Here is a 17,080-nt window from a genome sequence, read left to right as displayed (position 1 = left end):
TTATCCCTCCTTTTTTTTAGATACCACGATAGAAATGTGGCTGGTTCTCTTATTGATACGGCTAGCACGTCCCATAGCGCGCGGACGGAATCGTTTCAAAGTAGGACCTTGGTTCACATACACTTTCTCAACTACGAGCTTGTTCACGTCAATTTGAAAGTTATGTTCTGCATTGGCAATCGCCGAGTTGAGCAGCTTCTCCACGACCGGAGATGCCGATTTAGGCGTGTGGCGCAGAATCGCAATCGCTTCGCCCACTTGCTTGCCGCGGATCAAGTCAATCACCAGCTTGACCTTGCGCGGAGAAATGCGAACATTATTCACATTTGCCATCACATGTTCCCTTGCATATGCCTTCCTTTGCGCCTTCTTTTGTGCCCTCTTTTGTTTCTTCGTTAGTCCCGTCCTTGGTCCCTTCCTTTGTGCCTTCATTTGTTCTTCCGTTTGTTCCTTCGCTTGCATGGAAGTACCTCCCCTCAAATGCAGTATAGTCAAAATTAGCGTCTTGTTTTTTTGTCGTCGTTCGTGTGGCCTTTGTACGTGCGTGTCGGCGCGAATTCGCCGAGCTTGTGTCCGACCATATCTTCCGTCACGTAAACTGGCACGTGCTTGCGTCCATCATAGACACCGAACGTATGACCGATGAATTGAGGGAAAATCGTGGAGCGGCGCGACCAAGTCTTAACGACAGCCTTCTTGTTGGACTCGTTCATTTGCTCGACTTTTTTCATCAAATGACCATCGACGAATGGTCCTTTTTTCAAACTGCGACCCATATGTGAATCCTCCCTTCACAAAACCTTATGCTTGCGTGCGTTACGCCGCAGAGTATGCAGTCAGGTAAATATTATTTCGTGCGATGACGTACGATATATTTATCGGAATGCTTACCTTTTTTACGCGTTTTGTAACCGAGCGTCGGTTTGCCCCATGGAGACATAGGCGTCTTGCGGCCGATAGGAGCTTTCCCTTCACCACCACCGTGAGGGTGATCAACCGGGTTCATGACGACACCGCGGACGGTAGGTCGCTTGCCCAACCAACGGTTGCGGCCAGCTTTACCGATTTTGATAAGTTCGTGATCGCCGTTGCCTACGGAACCGATTGTCGCGCGGCACACTTTGAGGACCTTGCGAACTTCGCCGGAGGACAGGCGGATCGTTACATATTTTTCTTCTTTACCGAGCAACTGAGCTTCCGTTCCAGCTGCGCGGACCAATTGGCCGCCCTTGCCTGGCTTCAGCTCGATGTTGTGGATAACTGTACCTACTGGAATGTTCTCAAGCGGCATTGCATTGCCTGTCTTGATATCCGCACCAGGACCGGATACGATTACATCGTTCACTTTCAGACCTTTTGGCGCGATAATGTAGCGCTTCTCACCGTCTGCATAGTGAATCAACGCGATGTTGGACGTACGGTTCGGATCGTACTCGATCGTAGCAACGCGGCCTGGAATGCCATCCTTGTTGCGTTTGAAATCGATGATCCGGTATTTACGCTTATGCCCGCCGCCGTGGTGACGAACCGTGATTTTACCTTGGTTGTTGCGTCCTGCTCTTTTGTTCAATGGAGCGAGCAGGGACTTCTCTGGCACATTCGTTGTAATCTCTTCGAACGTAGATCCGCTCATACCGCGACGAGCCGGAGATGTCGGTTTGTACTTTTTGATAGGCACTGGTTTTCCCTCCTTACTTGTACGAGTGTGTCATTATACCGTCTCGAAAAATTCGAGCGGCTTGCTGTCTTTGGTCAGCGTGACGAATGCTTTCTTCCATTCGGTTGTATATCCAGAGTAGCGGCCATAGCGCTTCGGCTTGGCTGGTACGCGAAGCGTGTTCACGTTCGCTACTTTCACTTTGAAAATCGACTCAACAGCTTGCTTGATTTCCGTCTTATTCGCACGGATATCGACTTCAAATACATATTTCAGGTCATTCATCATGTCGGCTGTGCGTTCAGTGATGATAGGACGCTTAATGATATCGCGAGGGTCTTTCATTACGCGAACACCTCCTCTACCTTCTGAACCGCATCCTTCGTAATGATGAGCTTCTCATGGCGGAGAACGTCATATACGTTCACGCCGTCAGCCGCAACGAGCTTCACAGAAGGAATGTTGCGAGCGGAGAGTGCCACATTGTCATTGTACTCAGGCATAACGACCAACGCTTTGCGGTCCACGTTCAGATTGTTTAAGATTGCAGCGAATTCCTTCGTCTTCGGCGCATTCATCGTCAATTGATCCAATACGATAATTTGCTCTGCCAGAACTTTGGAAGACAGTGCGGATTTGATTGCCAGACGGCGAACTTTCTTAGGAAGCTTATACGCATAGCTGCGTGGTGTCGGACCAAATACCGTACCGCCGCCCTTCCATTGTGGCGAACGAATGGATCCTTGACGTGCGCGTCCAGTTCCTTTTTGTTTCCAAGGCTTGCGGCCACCACCGCTAACTTCAGAACGGGTTTTCACTTTATGCGTACCTTGACGCATCGATGCAAGCTGCATAACAACCGCATCATGAAGCACATGTTTATTCGGTTCGATGCCGAATACCGTGTCAGCCAGTTCGATCTCACCGACTTGTGCACCGCTGATGTTGTATACTGCTACTTTTGGCATTCTGAGCTCCTCCTTTCCTTACGGATTACTTTTTAATCGCTTGTTTTACGTTAACGAAGCTGTTTTTCGGACCCGGAATGGAACCTTTTACGAGGATGACATTGCGTTCTGCATCCACTTTCACAACTTCGAGATTTTGAATCGTTACGGTTTCGCTTCCCATGTGGCCTGGAAGGCGTTTGCCTTTAGGCACGCGGTTCGCTTGAATGGAACCCATGGAACCAGGACCACGGTGATAACGGGAACCGTGAGCCATTGGTCCGCGGCTTTGTCCCCAGCGCTTGATTACGCCTGCGAATCCTTTTCCTTTGGAGATAGCTGTAACGTCAACGAATTCACCTTCTGCAAAGATGTCGGCCTTCAGTTCCTGGCCAACTTCATATTGAGAAAGTTCCACACCACGAAGTTCTTTTACGTAGCGCTTAGGCGTTGTGTTTGCTTTCTTCGCGTGGCCGGCTTCCGGCTTCGTCGATCTTTTTTTCTTTTTATCAGCATAGCCAATTTGGATAGCTTCATAACCGTCGTTCTCAACGTCTTTCTTTTGAAGAACGACGCAAGGACCTGCTTCGATAACAGTTACCGGCACAACGTTACCTTCAACGGTAAACACTTGAGTCATGCCGAGCTTTTTACCTAAGATACCTTTCATGTTGACACCTCTTTTCGTTCCTTAATCCGAATCAATGGAGTGTAAAGCTTACAGCTTAATTTCGATATCTACACCGGACGGCAAGTCCAGACGCATCAGCGCATCCACCGTTTGCGGCGTTGGATTCACGATGTCGATCAGACGCTTATGCGTGCGCATTTCGAACTGCTCGCGGGAATCCTTGTACTTGTGCACCGCACGAAGAATCGTAATAATTTGCTTCTCCGTTGGCAACGGGATTGGACCGGATACTCCTGCACCGGAACGTTTTGCCGTCTCAACGATTTTCTCAGCGGATTGGTCAAGAACTCTGTGATCGTATGCTTTCAAGCGGATACGAATTTTTTGCTTTGCCATTTTAGTCCCTCCTTTTATCGCCCAATTTTGGATCGGACATACTCCGTGAAAATTTTCCGACCGCACCGCCATGGCAAAGGGGCCGGGTGTGTCGGTAACCTCTCACTTCATCGCAACGTCGACGAACAACATTCACTATTATAAATAAATGTCCCGGCTTTTGCAAGCTTTTTTCATTACTGTTTTCGTAACCTTGCTTGCCAGGCCGGGACAGTGTCCGCATTGGGTACTTTCAGACGCCAGGTACGCCGATTTGCTCGTTCAATATATTCTCTTTATAAATAGGTGAACCTATGAAGGTAGATTCGATTACCAATGCAGCGCAGTTTCATTCAGCATCTCTGCCGAAGCAGCCGCCTCGTTCGTCGCTTGCTCGATGCTCTCCGTCATCGCCAGCGTGGAGTTGTCGATAAGCTCGTCCTTTGCAAGTGAATGGCTGTAACGTCTCATTCGTGCCCGTTGTCAAGCGGGCCAGCTCCCCGCTCACCTGCGCGACGCCTCCCTTTACCTCTCCCTAGCCCTGAGCCCATGCAAAAGCCCTTCATTCCGAAGAATGAAGGGCCGGGATCGCCGACTCGCGTCGGCGATTCATTATTTAAGGATGGTTGCAACTGCACCTGCGCCTACTGTACGGCCACCTTCGCGGATAGCGAAGCGAGTACCTTCTTCGATCGCGATAGGAGCGATCAGTTTTACAGTAACGGTGATGTTGTCGCCAGGCATAACCATTTCAGTGCCTTCTGGCAGCTCAATGATACCTGTTACGTCCGTTGTACGGAAGTAGAATTGTGGACGGTAGCCAGTGAAGAAAGGCTTATGACGGCCACCTTCTTCTTTGGTCAATACGTACACTTGAGCAGTGAACTCAGTGTGTGGCTTAACGGAGCCTGGCTTAGCCAATACTTGGCCACGCTCGATATCTTTACGGTCAACACCACGGAGCAATGCGCCGATGTTGTCACCCGCTTGTGCGGAATCCAGAAGCTTACGGAACATTTCGACACCCGTAACAACGGATTTTCTCGTTTCTTCTTGGATACCAACGATTTCGATCTCGTCGCCGACTTTCACTGTACCACGCTCAACACGGCCAGTAGCAACCGTACCGCGGCCTGTGATGGAGAATACGTCCTCGACAGGCATCAGGAATGGCTTGTCAGTGTCGCGCTCTGGAGTCGGGATGTAAGCGTCGATTTGCTCGAACAGCTCGATGATTTTGTCAGCCCAAGGACCCTCTGGGTTTTGCAGTGCTTCACGTGCAGAACCGCGAACGATTGGAGTGTCGTCGCCTGGGAATTCGTATTCGCTCAGCAGATCGCGAATCTCCATTTCTACCAGTTCGAGCAACTCTTCATCTTCAACCATATCGCATTTGTTCATGAATACGACGATGTAAGGTACGCCTACTTGGCGAGAGAGCAGGATGTGCTCACGAGTTTGCGGCATTGGGCCGTCAGCTGCGGATACGACGAGAATCGCACCGTCCATTTGCGCAGCACCCGTGATCATGTTCTTAACGTAGTCGGCGTGGCCTGGGCAGTCTACGTGTGCATAGTGACGAGTAGCGGACTCATACTCAACGTGGGACGTCGAAATCGTGATCCCGCGCTCGCGCTCTTCTGGAGCTTTGTCGATTTGGTCGAAGGCGATTGCGCTGCCACCGCCATACTTTTTCGTCAATACTGACGTGATTGCAGCTGTCAACGTCGTTTTACCATGGTCAACGTGACCGATCGTACCGATATTAACGTGCGGTTTCGTACGTTCAAACTTAGCCTTTGCCATTGGAAACAGTTCCTCCTTAATAAGTGGAATAAGTATGTTGTGGCGGGCACATGACGTGTCATGTGCGCCAGCCGTTACAATCATCTGGTCGGCGAATTACACGCCTTTGCTCTTGGAAATGATCTCTTCCGAGATATTCCGTGGAACTTCTTCATAGTGAGAGAGTTCCATTGAGAATACACCGCGGCCTTGCGTACCGGAACGAAGCGTTGTGGAATATCCGAACATCTCTGCGAGAGGCACCTTGGCACGGATAATCTGTGCACCTGCGCGCGAATCCATCCCTTCGATGCGACCGCGGCGGGAGTTCAGCATACCCATGACGTCGCCCATGTACTCTTCAGGCACGGTAACCTCGACCTTCATAACTGGCTCGAGAAGAACAGGGTTACACTTGTCCTTCGCTGCTTTAAGCGCCATGGAACCGGCAATCTTAAACGCCATTTCACTGGAGTCGACATCGTGGTAAGAACCGTCGACGATCCTTGCTTTGATGTCTACCATCGGATAACCGGCCAAGATACCATTCTGCATCGCTTCTTCGATTCCCGCTTGTACCGGTGCGATATATTCGCGCGGCACAACCCCGCCGACGATCTTGTTCTCAAATGTAAAGCCTGCACCTGGCTCTTGTGGTTCGAACTCGATCCATACGTGACCGTATTGACCGCGGCCACCGGACTGACGCACGAACTTACCTTCAACACGTGCCGGTGTACGGAATGTTTCGCGATAAGCAACTTGCGGGTTACCGATATTCGTTTCAACTTTGAACTCGCGACGCATACGGTCGATGATGATGTCAAGGTGAAGCTCACCCATACCACCCAAGATCGTTTGACCTGTTTCTTCGTCCGTGTGAGCGTGGAGCGTAGGATCCTCTTCCGTCAGCTTCGCTATAGCTACGCCAAGTTTGTCTTGGTCCGCTTTGGTCTTCGGCTCGACGGCAATGTGGATAACCGGCTCAGGGAAGTTCATCGATTCCAGAATAATCGGATGCTTCTCGTCGCACAGCGTGTCGCCTGTGCCCGTATCTTTCAAGCCTACGGCAGCTGCGATATCGCCGGAGTAAACCGTACCGATCTCTTCACGGCTGTTCGCATGCATTTGCAGGATACGGCCAATGCGCTCGCGCTTGCCCTTCGTTGCATTCAAGACGTAAGAACCGGAGTTCAGTACGCCGGAGTATACGCGGAAGAATGTCAGCTTACCGACGTAAGGGTCTGTCATAATCTTGAACGCGAGTGCCGAGAACGGATCTTCGTCCGAAGAATGACGAACCGCTTCCGTTTCGTCTTCGAGGTGGCCTTTGATATCAGGCACGTCGAGTGGAGACGGCAGGTAGTCGACGACAGTGTCGATCATCATCTGAACGCCTTTATTGCGGTAGGAAGAACCGCAAATAACCGGGAAGATTTGAACGTTGCATACCCCTTTGCGGAGAGCCGCTTGCAGTTCAGGAACTGTAATCTCTTCGCCTTCGAGATATTTCATCATCAAGTCTTCGTCGAGTTCTGCAATCTTCTCAACCATTTCTAGACGAAGTTCGGCTGCTTTGTCCTTCAAATCAGCCGGAATTTCCGTCTCTTCCATTTCTTTTCCGAGATCGTCTTTGAAGATGTACGCTTTTTCCGCCATCAGATCGACGATACCTACAAAATCATTCTCTGCGCCGATAGGCAATTGAATCGCTACAGCATTCGCTTGCAGACGGTCTTTCATGGACTGGATGACGTTGAGGAAATCAGCGCCGATAATGTCCATTTTGTTGACGTAAGCAATACGGGGCACACCGTAACGGTCAGCTTGACGCCATACCGTCTCGGATTGTGGCTCAACGCCTTCTTTTGCAGAGAAAACGCCTACGGCTCCATCCAATACGCGAAGAGAACGCTCAACCTCTACCGTAAAGTCAACGTGGCCCGGAGTATCGATAATGTTGACGCGGTGTCCTTTCCATTGTGCGGTCGTTGCCGCCGATGTAATCGTGATACCGCGCTCTTGTTCTTGCTCCATCCAGTCCATTGTTGCGGCACCTTCATGAACTTCACCGATCTTATGGGTACGACCGGTGTAGAACAAAATACGCTCCGTTGTCGTTGTTTTTCCGGCATCGATGTGAGCCATAATCCCGATATTACGCGTATTTGCCAAGGAGAACTGTCTTGCCATGGAGTGATCTCCCTTCAAATTGGGTTAGGTAACTCAATAATCGAGACCCGCTCAGCTGAATCCTACCAGCGGTAGTGAGCATATGCTTTGTTCGCTTCAGCCATTTTATGCGTATCTTCACGCTTCTTAACAGCAGCGCCTGTATTGTTGGAAGCATCGATAATCTCTGCTGCCAGACGTTCTTGCATGGTCTTCTCTCCGCGGTTGCGAGAGTAGTTGACCAGCCAGCGCAATCCCAACGAAGTGCGGCGATCCGGCTTCACTTCGATAGGCACTTGATAGTTCGAACCGCCGACACGGCGAGCCTTAACTTCAAGGACCGGCATAATATTTTTCAATGCTGCTTCAAACACTTCCATAGGATCTTTCCCCGTGCGTTCTTGAATGAGCGCAAAAGAATCATATAGAATGGTTTGAGCAACACCACGTTTGCCGTCGATCATGATGCGGTTAATCAGGCGAGTAACCAGCTTGCTGTTATACACCGGATCCGGCAGCACGTCGCGTTTAGGAACTGGACCTTTGCGTGGCATGTGAATCCCCCTTTCCAAATAACTTCATAAGCAGAAGCGAGTCCGTCTCCCTCTCCCGAGGAAAGCGTCTCTCTCTGTAACGGAATAAGATAGATGTACTCCCCTATTCCCGGTGATCGCGATTAGGATTTCTTCGCTTTCGGACGCTTCGTACCGTACTTGGAACGAGCTTGCATGCGGTTGTTCACCCCAGCAGTATCCAATGCACCGCGAACGATGTGGTAGCGAACCCCCGGAAGATCCTTAACCCGGCCCCCACGCACGAGTACAACGCTGTGCTCCTGCAGGTTATGGCCGATACCTCCGATGTAAGCAGTAACCTCGACACGGTTCGTCAAGCGAACACGAGCATACTTACGAAGTGCGGAGTTCGGTTTCTTCGGTGTCATCGTACCTACACGAGTGCAGACACCGCGTTTTTGAGGCGCGCTCAAATCCGTTTCTTCACGCTTCAGGGCGTTGTATCCTCTTTGCAGAGCTGGGGATTTGGATTTTGTCACTTTGGCTTTGCGGCCTTTACGTACCAATTGGTTAATTGTTGGCATATTGGCACCCCCTTCCTATAAGTTTCAACACCTTTACAATTCATTCATTTAAGCCCACAGATCCAGGTGGTTCATAAATAAACAGATGAAATGTTTTTGCCATCGGACTTCCCCTTCGACAAAAACAATAGGTTTGCTTATGAATTCGCATGAACGACGGCCACTACAGCCGCGCCGACCTCGATACCGCACGCCTTGCCAAGCTCGCGCATCGTCTGGACATACGTCAACTTGATGCCTTGCTTCTCGCACAGTGCGATAATGTTCGAAGTCATTCGTGCATCGGCGTCTTCCGCCACATACACCTCGGCGGCTAAGCCTTGCTCTACCACCTTCAGTGTCTGCTTGGTCCCAATCTTAATTTTCTCATCCTGTAACCCTTTATCATAAGACATGAATCATGTTCCTCCAAACAGTACAGGTAATTGCCTTGGGCACACTACGATATAGTAGCACTTTCAATTTCATGTGTCAAGAATTATTTTTAGTTGAAAGAGAGCCCGATAACGGCACCGTGCAGCATGCCGCCAGGCCGCCCCTCAAGCGGGCGGTCGGCGGCATGTGGCACGATTCTATTATTCGGCGACGCCAACACCGGCGGTGTCAAGCACTTCTTCCGCCTCTTCTTCCATCAGCGGGTTGAGCAGCTTCACGCTGCGGTAGCGGTTCATGCCGGTACCAGCCGGGATCAGCTTCCCGATGATGACATTCTCCTTCAGGCCGAGCAGCTGATCGACCTTGCCCTTGATGGCGGCGTCGGTCAGGACACGTGTCGTTTCCTGGAACGATGCGGCCGACAGGAAGGAATCGGTCTCCAGCGACGCCTTCGTAATACCGAGCAGCACCGGCTTGGCGACAGCCGGCTCTTTGCCGGACAGGATCGCTTTCTTGTTCGCTGTTTCGTATTCATGAAGGTCGACGAACGAGCCTGGAAGGAGCGTCGTATCTCCCGCGTCGACGATACGGATCTTCCGCAGCATCTGCTTAATCATGACCTCAACGTGCTTGTCGTTGATTTCTACCCCTTGGTTCCGGTATACGCGCTGAACTTCCTGAAGGATGTAGTTCTGCACGCCGCGGATACCTTTGATGCGCAGCATCTCTTTCGGGTCGATGGAGCCGTCCGTGATCTCGTCCCCGGCTTCGATGGCCATGCCTTCGGTGACACGGATGCGGGAGCCGTAGCTAACGGAGTATACTTTGGTCTCCGCTTCGCCTTGAACCTCTACCTCGCGGCGGTCCTTCGCTTCGCGAATCTCTTTGACGACGCCGTCGATCTCGGAAATGATCGCTTGCCCCTTCGGATTGCGGGCCTCGAACAACTCCTGGATACGCGGCAAACCTTGGGTAATATCATCTCCGGCGACGCCCCCGGTATGGAACGTACGCATCGTGAGCTGGGTTCCCGGCTCACCGATCGATTGCGCAGCGATAATGCCGACCGCTTCACCGATCTCGACGTGCTTGCCTGTCGCCAGGTTGCGGCCGTAGCAAATTTTGCAGACGCCGTGGCGGGCGCGGCAACTCAGCACGGAGCGAATCATCAGCTTCTTCACGGCAGCATTGACGATCGCTTCGGCCTTGTTGGTATCGATGAGCTCGTTCCGGTTCACCAGCACTTCGCCCGTCTCCGGATGGCGCACCGTCTCGAACGAATAACGTCCCTCGATGCGGTCATACAAGCCTTCGATAACTTCTTTGCCGTCGGAAATATTGCTGACGAGGAAGCCTTTGTCCGTGCCGCAATCGTCCTCGCGCACGATCACGTCCTGCGCGACGTCGACGAGACGGCGGGTCAAATAACCGGAGTCCGCCGTACGAAGCGCGGTGTCCGCGAGACCTTTTCGCGCGCCGTGCGTCGAGATGAAGTACTCCAAGACGGTAAGGCCTTCGCGGAAGTTCGATTTGATTGGCAATTCAATAATCCGTCCGGACGGGTTCGCCATGAGCCCTCGCATCCCGCCCAGCTGAGTAATCTGCGATTTGTTGCCCCGCGCCTTGGAATCGACCATGAGCATGATGGAATTATAGCGGTCCATCGATTTCATGAGGATATCCGTGATGCGGTCCTTCGTATCCGACCAGATCTCGATGACACGGTCATACCGCTCGTCGTTCGTAATCAAACCACGACGGTATTGATTCGTGATCACCTTGACCTTCTCTTCGGACTCCTTGAGGATGTCCACCTTCTCCTGTGGCACGATAACGTCCGCCACCGCGATCGTAATCCCTGCGCGCGTGGAGTACGTGAATCCGATCTGCTTGATGCGGTCCAGGATGACCGAAGTAAGCGTCGTTTGGAATACATCGAAGCAGCGGGCAATAATTTGTCCGAGATAGTCTTTGCCTACCGCGCCCGATTGCGGAATGCTCTGGAGAATCTCCTGAATATTTGCGCCCTTTTCATGAATAAAGTAGAGATCCGGCGTTCCCTCGAACAAGTTGCGCTTGGTAGCCTCGTTGATATAAGGGAATTCCGGCGGGAAGATTTCATTGAAAATGATACGTCCCACCGTCGTCACGAGCAGCGCTTGCTGCTGCTGCTCCGTGAACGTGGTCTTGTTCAGCGCTCTGGCCGGAATGACGACGCGCGCATGCAAGGAGGCCGTTCCACGCTGGTAGGCGGATACCGCTTCATTGACAGAGGCGAAGATCATGCCCGACCCTTTGGCTTCCTTATTGTCCATCGTCAGGTAGAACGATCCGAGAACCATATCCTGGGACGGCGTAACAACCGGCTTACCGTCTTTCGGGTTCAAGATGTTGCCGGACGCCAACATGAGCAGGCGGGCTTCCGCTTGCGCTTCCGCAGACAACGGCACGTGAACCGCCATCTGGTCACCGTCGAAGTCGGCGTTATACGCCGTACAGACGAGCGGGTGAAGACGGATCGCGCGGCCTTCGACAAGGATCGGCTCGAATGCCTGGATACCGAGACGGTGAAGTGTCGGAGCTCGATTCAACAGAACCGGATGCTCGCGGATCACTTCTTCAAGGACGTCCCATACTTCCGGACTGACGCGCTCGACTTTGCGCTTCGCGCTCTTGATATTATGTGCCAAGCCTTTATTTACGAGTTCCTTCATGACGAAAGGCTTGAACAGCTCCAAGGCCATTTCCTTCGGCAGACCGCATTGATACATCTTCAAATACGGGCCGACGACGATAACGGAACGTCCGGAATAATCAACGCGCTTCCCGAGCAAGTTCTGACGGAAGCGCCCTTGCTTCCCTTTGAGCATATGGCTGAGCGACTTGAGCGGACGGTTCCCCGGTCCGGTAACCGGACGGCCGCGGCGCCCGTTGTCGATCAGAGCATCAACGGCTTCCTGCAGCATCCGCTTCTCATTCTGGACGATGATGTCCGGCGCGCCCAGATCGAGCAGCCGCTTGAGGCGGTTGTTCCGGTTGATGACTCGGCGATACAGATCGTTCAAGTCGGAGGTCGCGAAGCGTCCGCCGTCCAATTGGACCATCGGACGAAGCTCCGGTGGAATGACCGGCAGCACGTCGAGGATCATCCATTCCGGCGCATTGCCCGAATTGCGGAACGCCTCGATGACTTCCAGACGCTTGATCGCGCGGTTGCGGCGTTGGCCTTGGGCCGTGCGCAGCTCTTCCTTCAGCATCGCCAGCTCTTTTTCCACATCCAGATCATGCAACAGCTTCTTGACGGCTTCCGCGCCCATACCGGCCTGAAACGCATGGCCGTACTTCTCGCGGTAGCTGCGGTATTCCTTCTCCGACAACAGCTGCTTCTTCTCCAGTGGCGTATCGCCCGGATCTGTCACAACATAGGAGGCGAAGTAAATAATCTCTTCCAGCGAACGGGGCGACATGTCGAGTGCCAAGCCCATACGGCTCGGAATGCCTTTGAAATACCAGATATGCGAGACCGGAGCAGCCAATTCGATATGGCCCATCCGTTCGCGGCGCACTTTCTGGCGCGTGACTTCAACGCCGCATCGATCACAGACGACACCTTTATAGCGCACCCGCTTATACTTACCGCAGTGACATTCCCAATCTTTCGTCGGTCCGAAGATCTTTTCGCAGAACAGGCCTTCTTTCTCTGGCTTGAGCGTGCGGTAGTTGATTGTCTCCGGCTTCTTGACTTCGCCACGGGACCAAGATCGAATCTTGTCGGGAGAGGCGAGCCCAATCTTCATATATTCAAAATTGTTGACGTCCATCAAGGAGCGACCCTCCTTAATTTGTACTAGAGTTCGCCGCTGTTGCCCTTCACACAGGAGCGGCAGGCTGTGTTCCAATCTATAGGGGCTGACAGTGGCCGGCAACCGCTGTTCTCGGCACGGCTTCCGGCCACCGTTGATACCAACGTGTCCTGATGCAGTTGCGGCGTCTTATTCCGCCACGTATTCGTCATCCATGTCAAGGTTCAGCTTGTCTTGCGGAATATCATCGTCATCGTCGAATTCTCGCATTTCGATTTCTTCCTCGTTCTCCGTCAAAATCTTGACATCCATACCCAAGCTTTGCAGCTCTTTGATCAAGACCTTGAAGGACTCTGGAACACCCGGTTCCGGCACATTCTCGCCCTTGACGATCGATTCATACGTCTTCACCCGGCCGACAACGTCGTCGGATTTGACGGTAAGAATCTCTTGCAGCGTATAGGCGGCGCCGTAAGCTTCAAGCGCCCACACCTCCATCTCCCCGAAGCGCTGTCCGCCGAACTGGGCTTTACCGCCAAGCGGCTGCTGCGTAACGAGTGAGTATGGACCGGTGGAACGGGCGTGTATCTTGTCGTCAACCATGTGAGCGAGCTTAATCATGTACATGACGCCGACCGTGACTTCACGCTCGAACGGCTCGCCCGTGCGGCCATCGTACAGGATCGTCTTGCCGTTGCGTTGCATACCGGCTTCTTCCATCGTGTCGAATACGTTGTACTCGGTCGCGCCGTCGAAGACCGGCGTAGCCATGTGCATGCCGAGATAACGGCCAGCCATACCCAAGTGAACCTCGAGCACCTGGCCAATGTTCATCCGGGAAGGAACACCGAGCGGGTTCAATACGACTTGAACCGGCGTCCCATCCGGCAGGAACGGCATATCCTCTTCCGGCAGAATGCGAGCAATGACCCCTTTGTTGCCGTGGCGTCCCGCCATTTTATCCCCTTCGGATATTTTTCGCTTTTGGGCAATATAAGCACGTACCAGTTGATTGACGCCTGGAGGCAATTCATCGCCGTTCTCCCGCGTGAACACCTTCACGTCGACGACAATCCCGTCGGTTCCGTGCGGAACGCGCAAGGACGTGTCGCGCACCTCGCGTGCTTTTTCGCCGAAGATCGCGTGCAAGAGACGCTCTTCCGCCGTCAACTCGGTAACCCCTTTTGGCGTTACTTTACCGACGAGAATATCGCCGGCCTTGATCTCGGCGCCCACACGGATAATACCGCGCTCGTCAAGATTCTTCAGCGCTTCTTCCCCGACGTTCGGGATATCGCGCGTAATCTCTTCCGGCCCCAGCTTCGTGTCGCGGGCTTCCGACTCGTACTCTTCAATATGGATTGAGGTGTAGACGTCTTCTTTGACCATTTTCTCGGACAGCAGAATCGCGTCCTCGTAGTTGTAGCCTTCCCAAGTCATGAAGGCAACGACAACGTTGCGTCCCAGCGCTAGTTCGCCTATTTCCGTGGACGGACCATCCGCCAAAATATCGCCCTTCTTGACGATTTCGCCTTTCTTCGCGATCGGACGCTGGTTGATGCACGTTCCTTGGTTGGAACGCATGAACTTCTGCAATTTATATTTGACGAGGTCTCCCTTGACCTCTTTGCCGTCAATCATTTCAATGCGGCGGACCTGAATCTCGTTCGCCGTAACGCGCTCCACGACGCCGTCCACTTTGGACACGATGCAGACACCGGAGTCCTTCGCAGACTTGTGCTCCATTCCGGTTCCGACGAACGGCGCTTCCGGCACCAGCAGAGGCACTGCTTGCCGCTGCATGTTGGAACCCATTAGCGCACGGTTGGAGTCGTCGTTCTCCAGAAACGGAATGAGCGCGGTCGCAACCGACACGACCTGCTTCGGCGAGACGTCCATATAATCGACGCGCTCGCTCGGCATCGTCAAAATATTGTCGGACTGCTTGTTGTAGCGGACGATAACCGTATCGTCCTTGAACGAGCCGTCTTCATTCAACAGCGCGTTCGCCTGGGCGATGACGTAGTTGTCTTCCTCATCCGCCGTCATATAATCAATCTGTACCGTGACCTTGCCGGTCTTCGGATCGACCCAACGATACGGAGCTTCGATGAATCCGTACTCGTTGACGCGAGCGAAGGTGGACAAGGAGTTGATCAGACCGATGTTCGGACCTTCCGGCGTCTCGATCGGACACATCCGCCCATAGTGGGAGTGGTGAACGTCGCGGACTTCGAAGCCGGCGCGTTCCCGCGTCAGACCGCCCGGTCCGAGCGCAGACAGACGGCGCTTGTGCGTCAATTCCGCCAACGGGTTCGTCTGGTCCATGAACTGGGACAGCTGCGAGCTGCCGAAGAACTCCTTGATCGAGGCAATGACCGGACGGATATTAATCAGTGCTTGCGGCGTAATGACGCTCGCATCCTGAATGGACATCCGTTCGCGGACGACGCGTTCCATCCGGGACAGACCGATCCGGAACTGGTTCTGCAGCAATTCGCCAACCGAACGGAGACGGCGGTTGCCCAGATGGTCAATATCATCCGTACTGCCGATGCCATGCAGCAGGTTGATGAAATAGTTGATCGAGGAGATGATATCGGCTGGCGTAATGTTCTTCACCGATTTGTCGATGTTGCCGTTGGAAATGACCTTGATGACTTTGCCTTCCTCCAGCGGCGAGAAGACGTCGATGACCTGCATCGGAATATCGTCCGATTCCATCACTCCGCCTGCGACGTGATACGTCTTGAATCCGACGCCGTTCTCCAGGCGTGGCATGATCTCATCCAGTAGACGGCGATCGATCATCTGCCCTGCTTCGGCCACGATCTCGCCCGTCTCCACATCGATAAGCGTCTCGGCGAGGCGCTGGTTGAAGAGACGGTTCTTGATATGAAGCTTTTTATTCATCTTGTAACGGCCCACGTTAGCCAGATCATAACGTTTAGGGTCGAAGAAACGTGCGATGAGCAAGCTTCTCGCATTATCCAATGTCGGCGGTTCACCCGGACGCAGGCGCTCATAGATTTCAATCAGCGCTTTTTCCGTTGAATCGGTATTGTCTTTATCCAGCGTGTTCCGGATGTATTCGTCCTGGCCAAGCAGCTCTAGAATTTGCTCATCCGTACCGAAGCCCAAGGCGCGAAGAAGGACGGTGACCGGAATCTTCCGTGTACGGTCAATCCGGACATAAATGATATCCTTGGCGTCCATCTCCAGCTCAAGCCATGCTCCGCGGTTCGGGATGACGGTTGCCGTGTATGTCTTCTTCCCGTTCTTGTCGACTTTCGTACTGAAATAGACACTTGGGGAGCGAACCAACTGGCTGACAATAACACGTTCCGCACCGTTGATGATGAACGTGCCTGTCTCCGTCATGAGCGGGAAATCACCCATAAACACTTCTTGCTCTTTGACTTCTCCGGTCTCTTTATTGAGGAGACGCACTTTGACCCGGAGCGGTGCTGCATACGTTACATCACGTTCCTTCGATTCATCGACCGAATACTTAGGCTCGCCCAAGCTGTAATCGATAAACTCCAGAACCAAGTTACCCGTGAAATCCTGAATCGGCGAAATGTCTTGGAACATCTCACGCAGTCCTTCGTCCAAAAACCATTCGTACGATTTCTGTTGGATTTCAATCAAGTTCGGGACTTCGAGTACCTCTTTGATGCGCGCATAGCTGCGCCGAGTGCGTCGACCATACTGAACAAGATGTCCTGCCAACTTTAACTCACCCCTCATGTCTACTTACAAAAATTGGATTGCGAATCCTTTTCGATATCCTTTATAATAAAGTCACGAAAGAGACTCTGAAAACGAGAAAATGGGTTGATCAAACAAAAAGAAAAACGTACGTTCACGATAAAACGCCTTTTCCGATGGACGCCGTTTCTCCGTGCCGTCGTTTCCTGTTGTAGAACATCCTTCATATCCGATAGACTTGCCCAAAATGTAAACATTATACTTCATTTCACGAAAATGTATTCGCTTATTCAAAAAAAGCTTGACATTTTGGTCATGTAAAGACATGAAGGCCATCCTAATACTGACATTATATAATAATACCATAATGGGCATGTAGAGTCAACTTTGAATGTAAGCTGCCTCTTTGACAGCTCGATAGATACGGTACCCCTTCTCTTTGGTAATCAACTCCACTTGCTCCTCGCCGAACAACTCCCGAAGCTTGGCTTCTGCCGAAGGCGCACCCTGCTTCTTCTGAATCAC

The 17,080-nt window shown here is 52.4% G+C and carries 15 protein-coding genes and 1 pseudogene; all 16 read right to left on the bottom strand.

Annotation, left to right across the window (positions count from 1 at the left end; genetic code table 11):
* Positions 1–333: a 50S ribosomal protein L22 gene (gene rplV, locus PPOP_RS02035; RefSeq protein WP_042227060.1), complete on the bottom strand. Its 333-nt coding sequence runs from the start codon at positions 331–333 to the stop codon at positions 1–3.
* 164 nt (positions 334–497) lie between these two features.
* Positions 498–776, bottom strand: coding sequence for a 30S ribosomal protein S19 (gene rpsS / locus PPOP_RS02030; protein WP_006284347.1), 279 nt, complete (start codon positions 774–776; stop codon positions 498–500).
* A gap of 71 nt (positions 777–847) precedes the next feature.
* Positions 848–1,678, bottom strand: coding sequence for a 50S ribosomal protein L2 (rplB, locus tag PPOP_RS02025; RefSeq protein ID WP_006284346.1), 831 nt, complete (start codon positions 1,676–1,678; stop codon positions 848–850).
* Positions 1,679–1,711: 33 nt separating this feature from the next.
* Entirely contained in the window at positions 1,712–2,002 is a 291-nt protein-coding gene (gene rplW / locus PPOP_RS02020; RefSeq protein ID WP_006284345.1) for a 50S ribosomal protein L23, read from the bottom strand.
* A complete protein-coding gene (gene rplD, locus PPOP_RS02015) occupies positions 2,002–2,625 on the bottom strand; it encodes a 50S ribosomal protein L4 (protein WP_006284344.1) in 624 nt (207 codons plus the stop codon). Before rplD ends, rplW begins: the two co-directional genes overlap by 1 nt.
* A gap of 25 nt (positions 2,626–2,650) precedes the next feature.
* Positions 2,651–3,274, bottom strand: a complete 624-nt coding sequence (gene rplC / locus PPOP_RS02010) for a 50S ribosomal protein L3 (RefSeq protein ID WP_006284343.1) — start codon at positions 3,272–3,274, stop codon at positions 2,651–2,653.
* 48 nt (positions 3,275–3,322) lie between these two features.
* Positions 3,323–3,631 carry a 30S ribosomal protein S10 gene (gene rpsJ, locus PPOP_RS02005; RefSeq protein ID WP_006212922.1) on the bottom strand — a complete coding sequence of 103 codons (309 nt, stop codon included), beginning with the start codon at positions 3,629–3,631 and terminating at the stop codon, positions 3,323–3,325.
* Positions 3,632–3,940: 309 nt separating this feature from the next.
* Positions 3,941–4,081: a hypothetical protein gene (locus tag PPOP_RS22475; protein ID WP_159101801.1), complete on the bottom strand. Its 141-nt coding sequence runs from the start codon at positions 4,079–4,081 to the stop codon at positions 3,941–3,943.
* Between the two features lie 141 nt (positions 4,082–4,222).
* A complete protein-coding gene (gene tuf / locus PPOP_RS02000) occupies positions 4,223–5,416 on the bottom strand; it encodes an elongation factor Tu (protein ID WP_006284342.1) in 1,194 nt (397 codons plus the stop codon).
* Positions 5,417–5,512: 96 nt separating this feature from the next.
* Positions 5,513–7,588, bottom strand: a complete 2,076-nt coding sequence (gene fusA, locus PPOP_RS01995; protein WP_006284341.1) for an elongation factor G — start codon at positions 7,586–7,588, stop codon at positions 5,513–5,515.
* A gap of 62 nt (positions 7,589–7,650) precedes the next feature.
* Positions 7,651–8,121, bottom strand: a complete 471-nt coding sequence (gene rpsG, locus PPOP_RS01990) for a 30S ribosomal protein S7 (RefSeq protein WP_006284340.1) — start codon at positions 8,119–8,121, stop codon at positions 7,651–7,653.
* 122 nt (positions 8,122–8,243) lie between these two features.
* Positions 8,244–8,666: a 30S ribosomal protein S12 gene (gene rpsL, locus PPOP_RS01985; protein ID WP_006284339.1), complete on the bottom strand. Its 423-nt coding sequence runs from the start codon at positions 8,664–8,666 to the stop codon at positions 8,244–8,246.
* Between the two features lie 137 nt (positions 8,667–8,803).
* Positions 8,804–9,061, bottom strand: a complete 258-nt coding sequence (locus tag PPOP_RS01980; RefSeq protein WP_006284338.1) for a ribosomal L7Ae/L30e/S12e/Gadd45 family protein — start codon at positions 9,059–9,061, stop codon at positions 8,804–8,806.
* Between the two features lie 180 nt (positions 9,062–9,241).
* Positions 9,242–12,865, bottom strand: coding sequence for a DNA-directed RNA polymerase subunit beta' (gene rpoC, locus PPOP_RS01975; protein ID WP_042227049.1), 3,624 nt, complete (start codon positions 12,863–12,865; stop codon positions 9,242–9,244).
* Positions 12,866–13,033: 168 nt separating this feature from the next.
* Positions 13,034–16,576 (bottom strand): DNA-directed RNA polymerase subunit beta, encoded by a 3,543-nt coding sequence (rpoB, locus tag PPOP_RS01970; protein ID WP_042227047.1) that lies wholly within the window; start codon positions 16,574–16,576, stop codon positions 13,034–13,036.
* 360 nt (positions 16,577–16,936) lie between these two features.
* A pseudogene (locus PPOP_RS19875) lies at positions 16,937–17,080 on the bottom strand (16S rRNA methyltransferase); the annotation flags it as partial.

It is taken from the genome of Paenibacillus popilliae ATCC 14706 (genome assembly GCF_000315235.1).
Taxonomy (GTDB): domain Bacteria; phylum Bacillota; class Bacilli; order Paenibacillales; family Paenibacillaceae; genus Paenibacillus_B; species Paenibacillus_B popilliae.
Note: the sequence above shows the minus strand (reverse complement) of the source record. Positions and strands in the feature narration are given on the sequence as shown.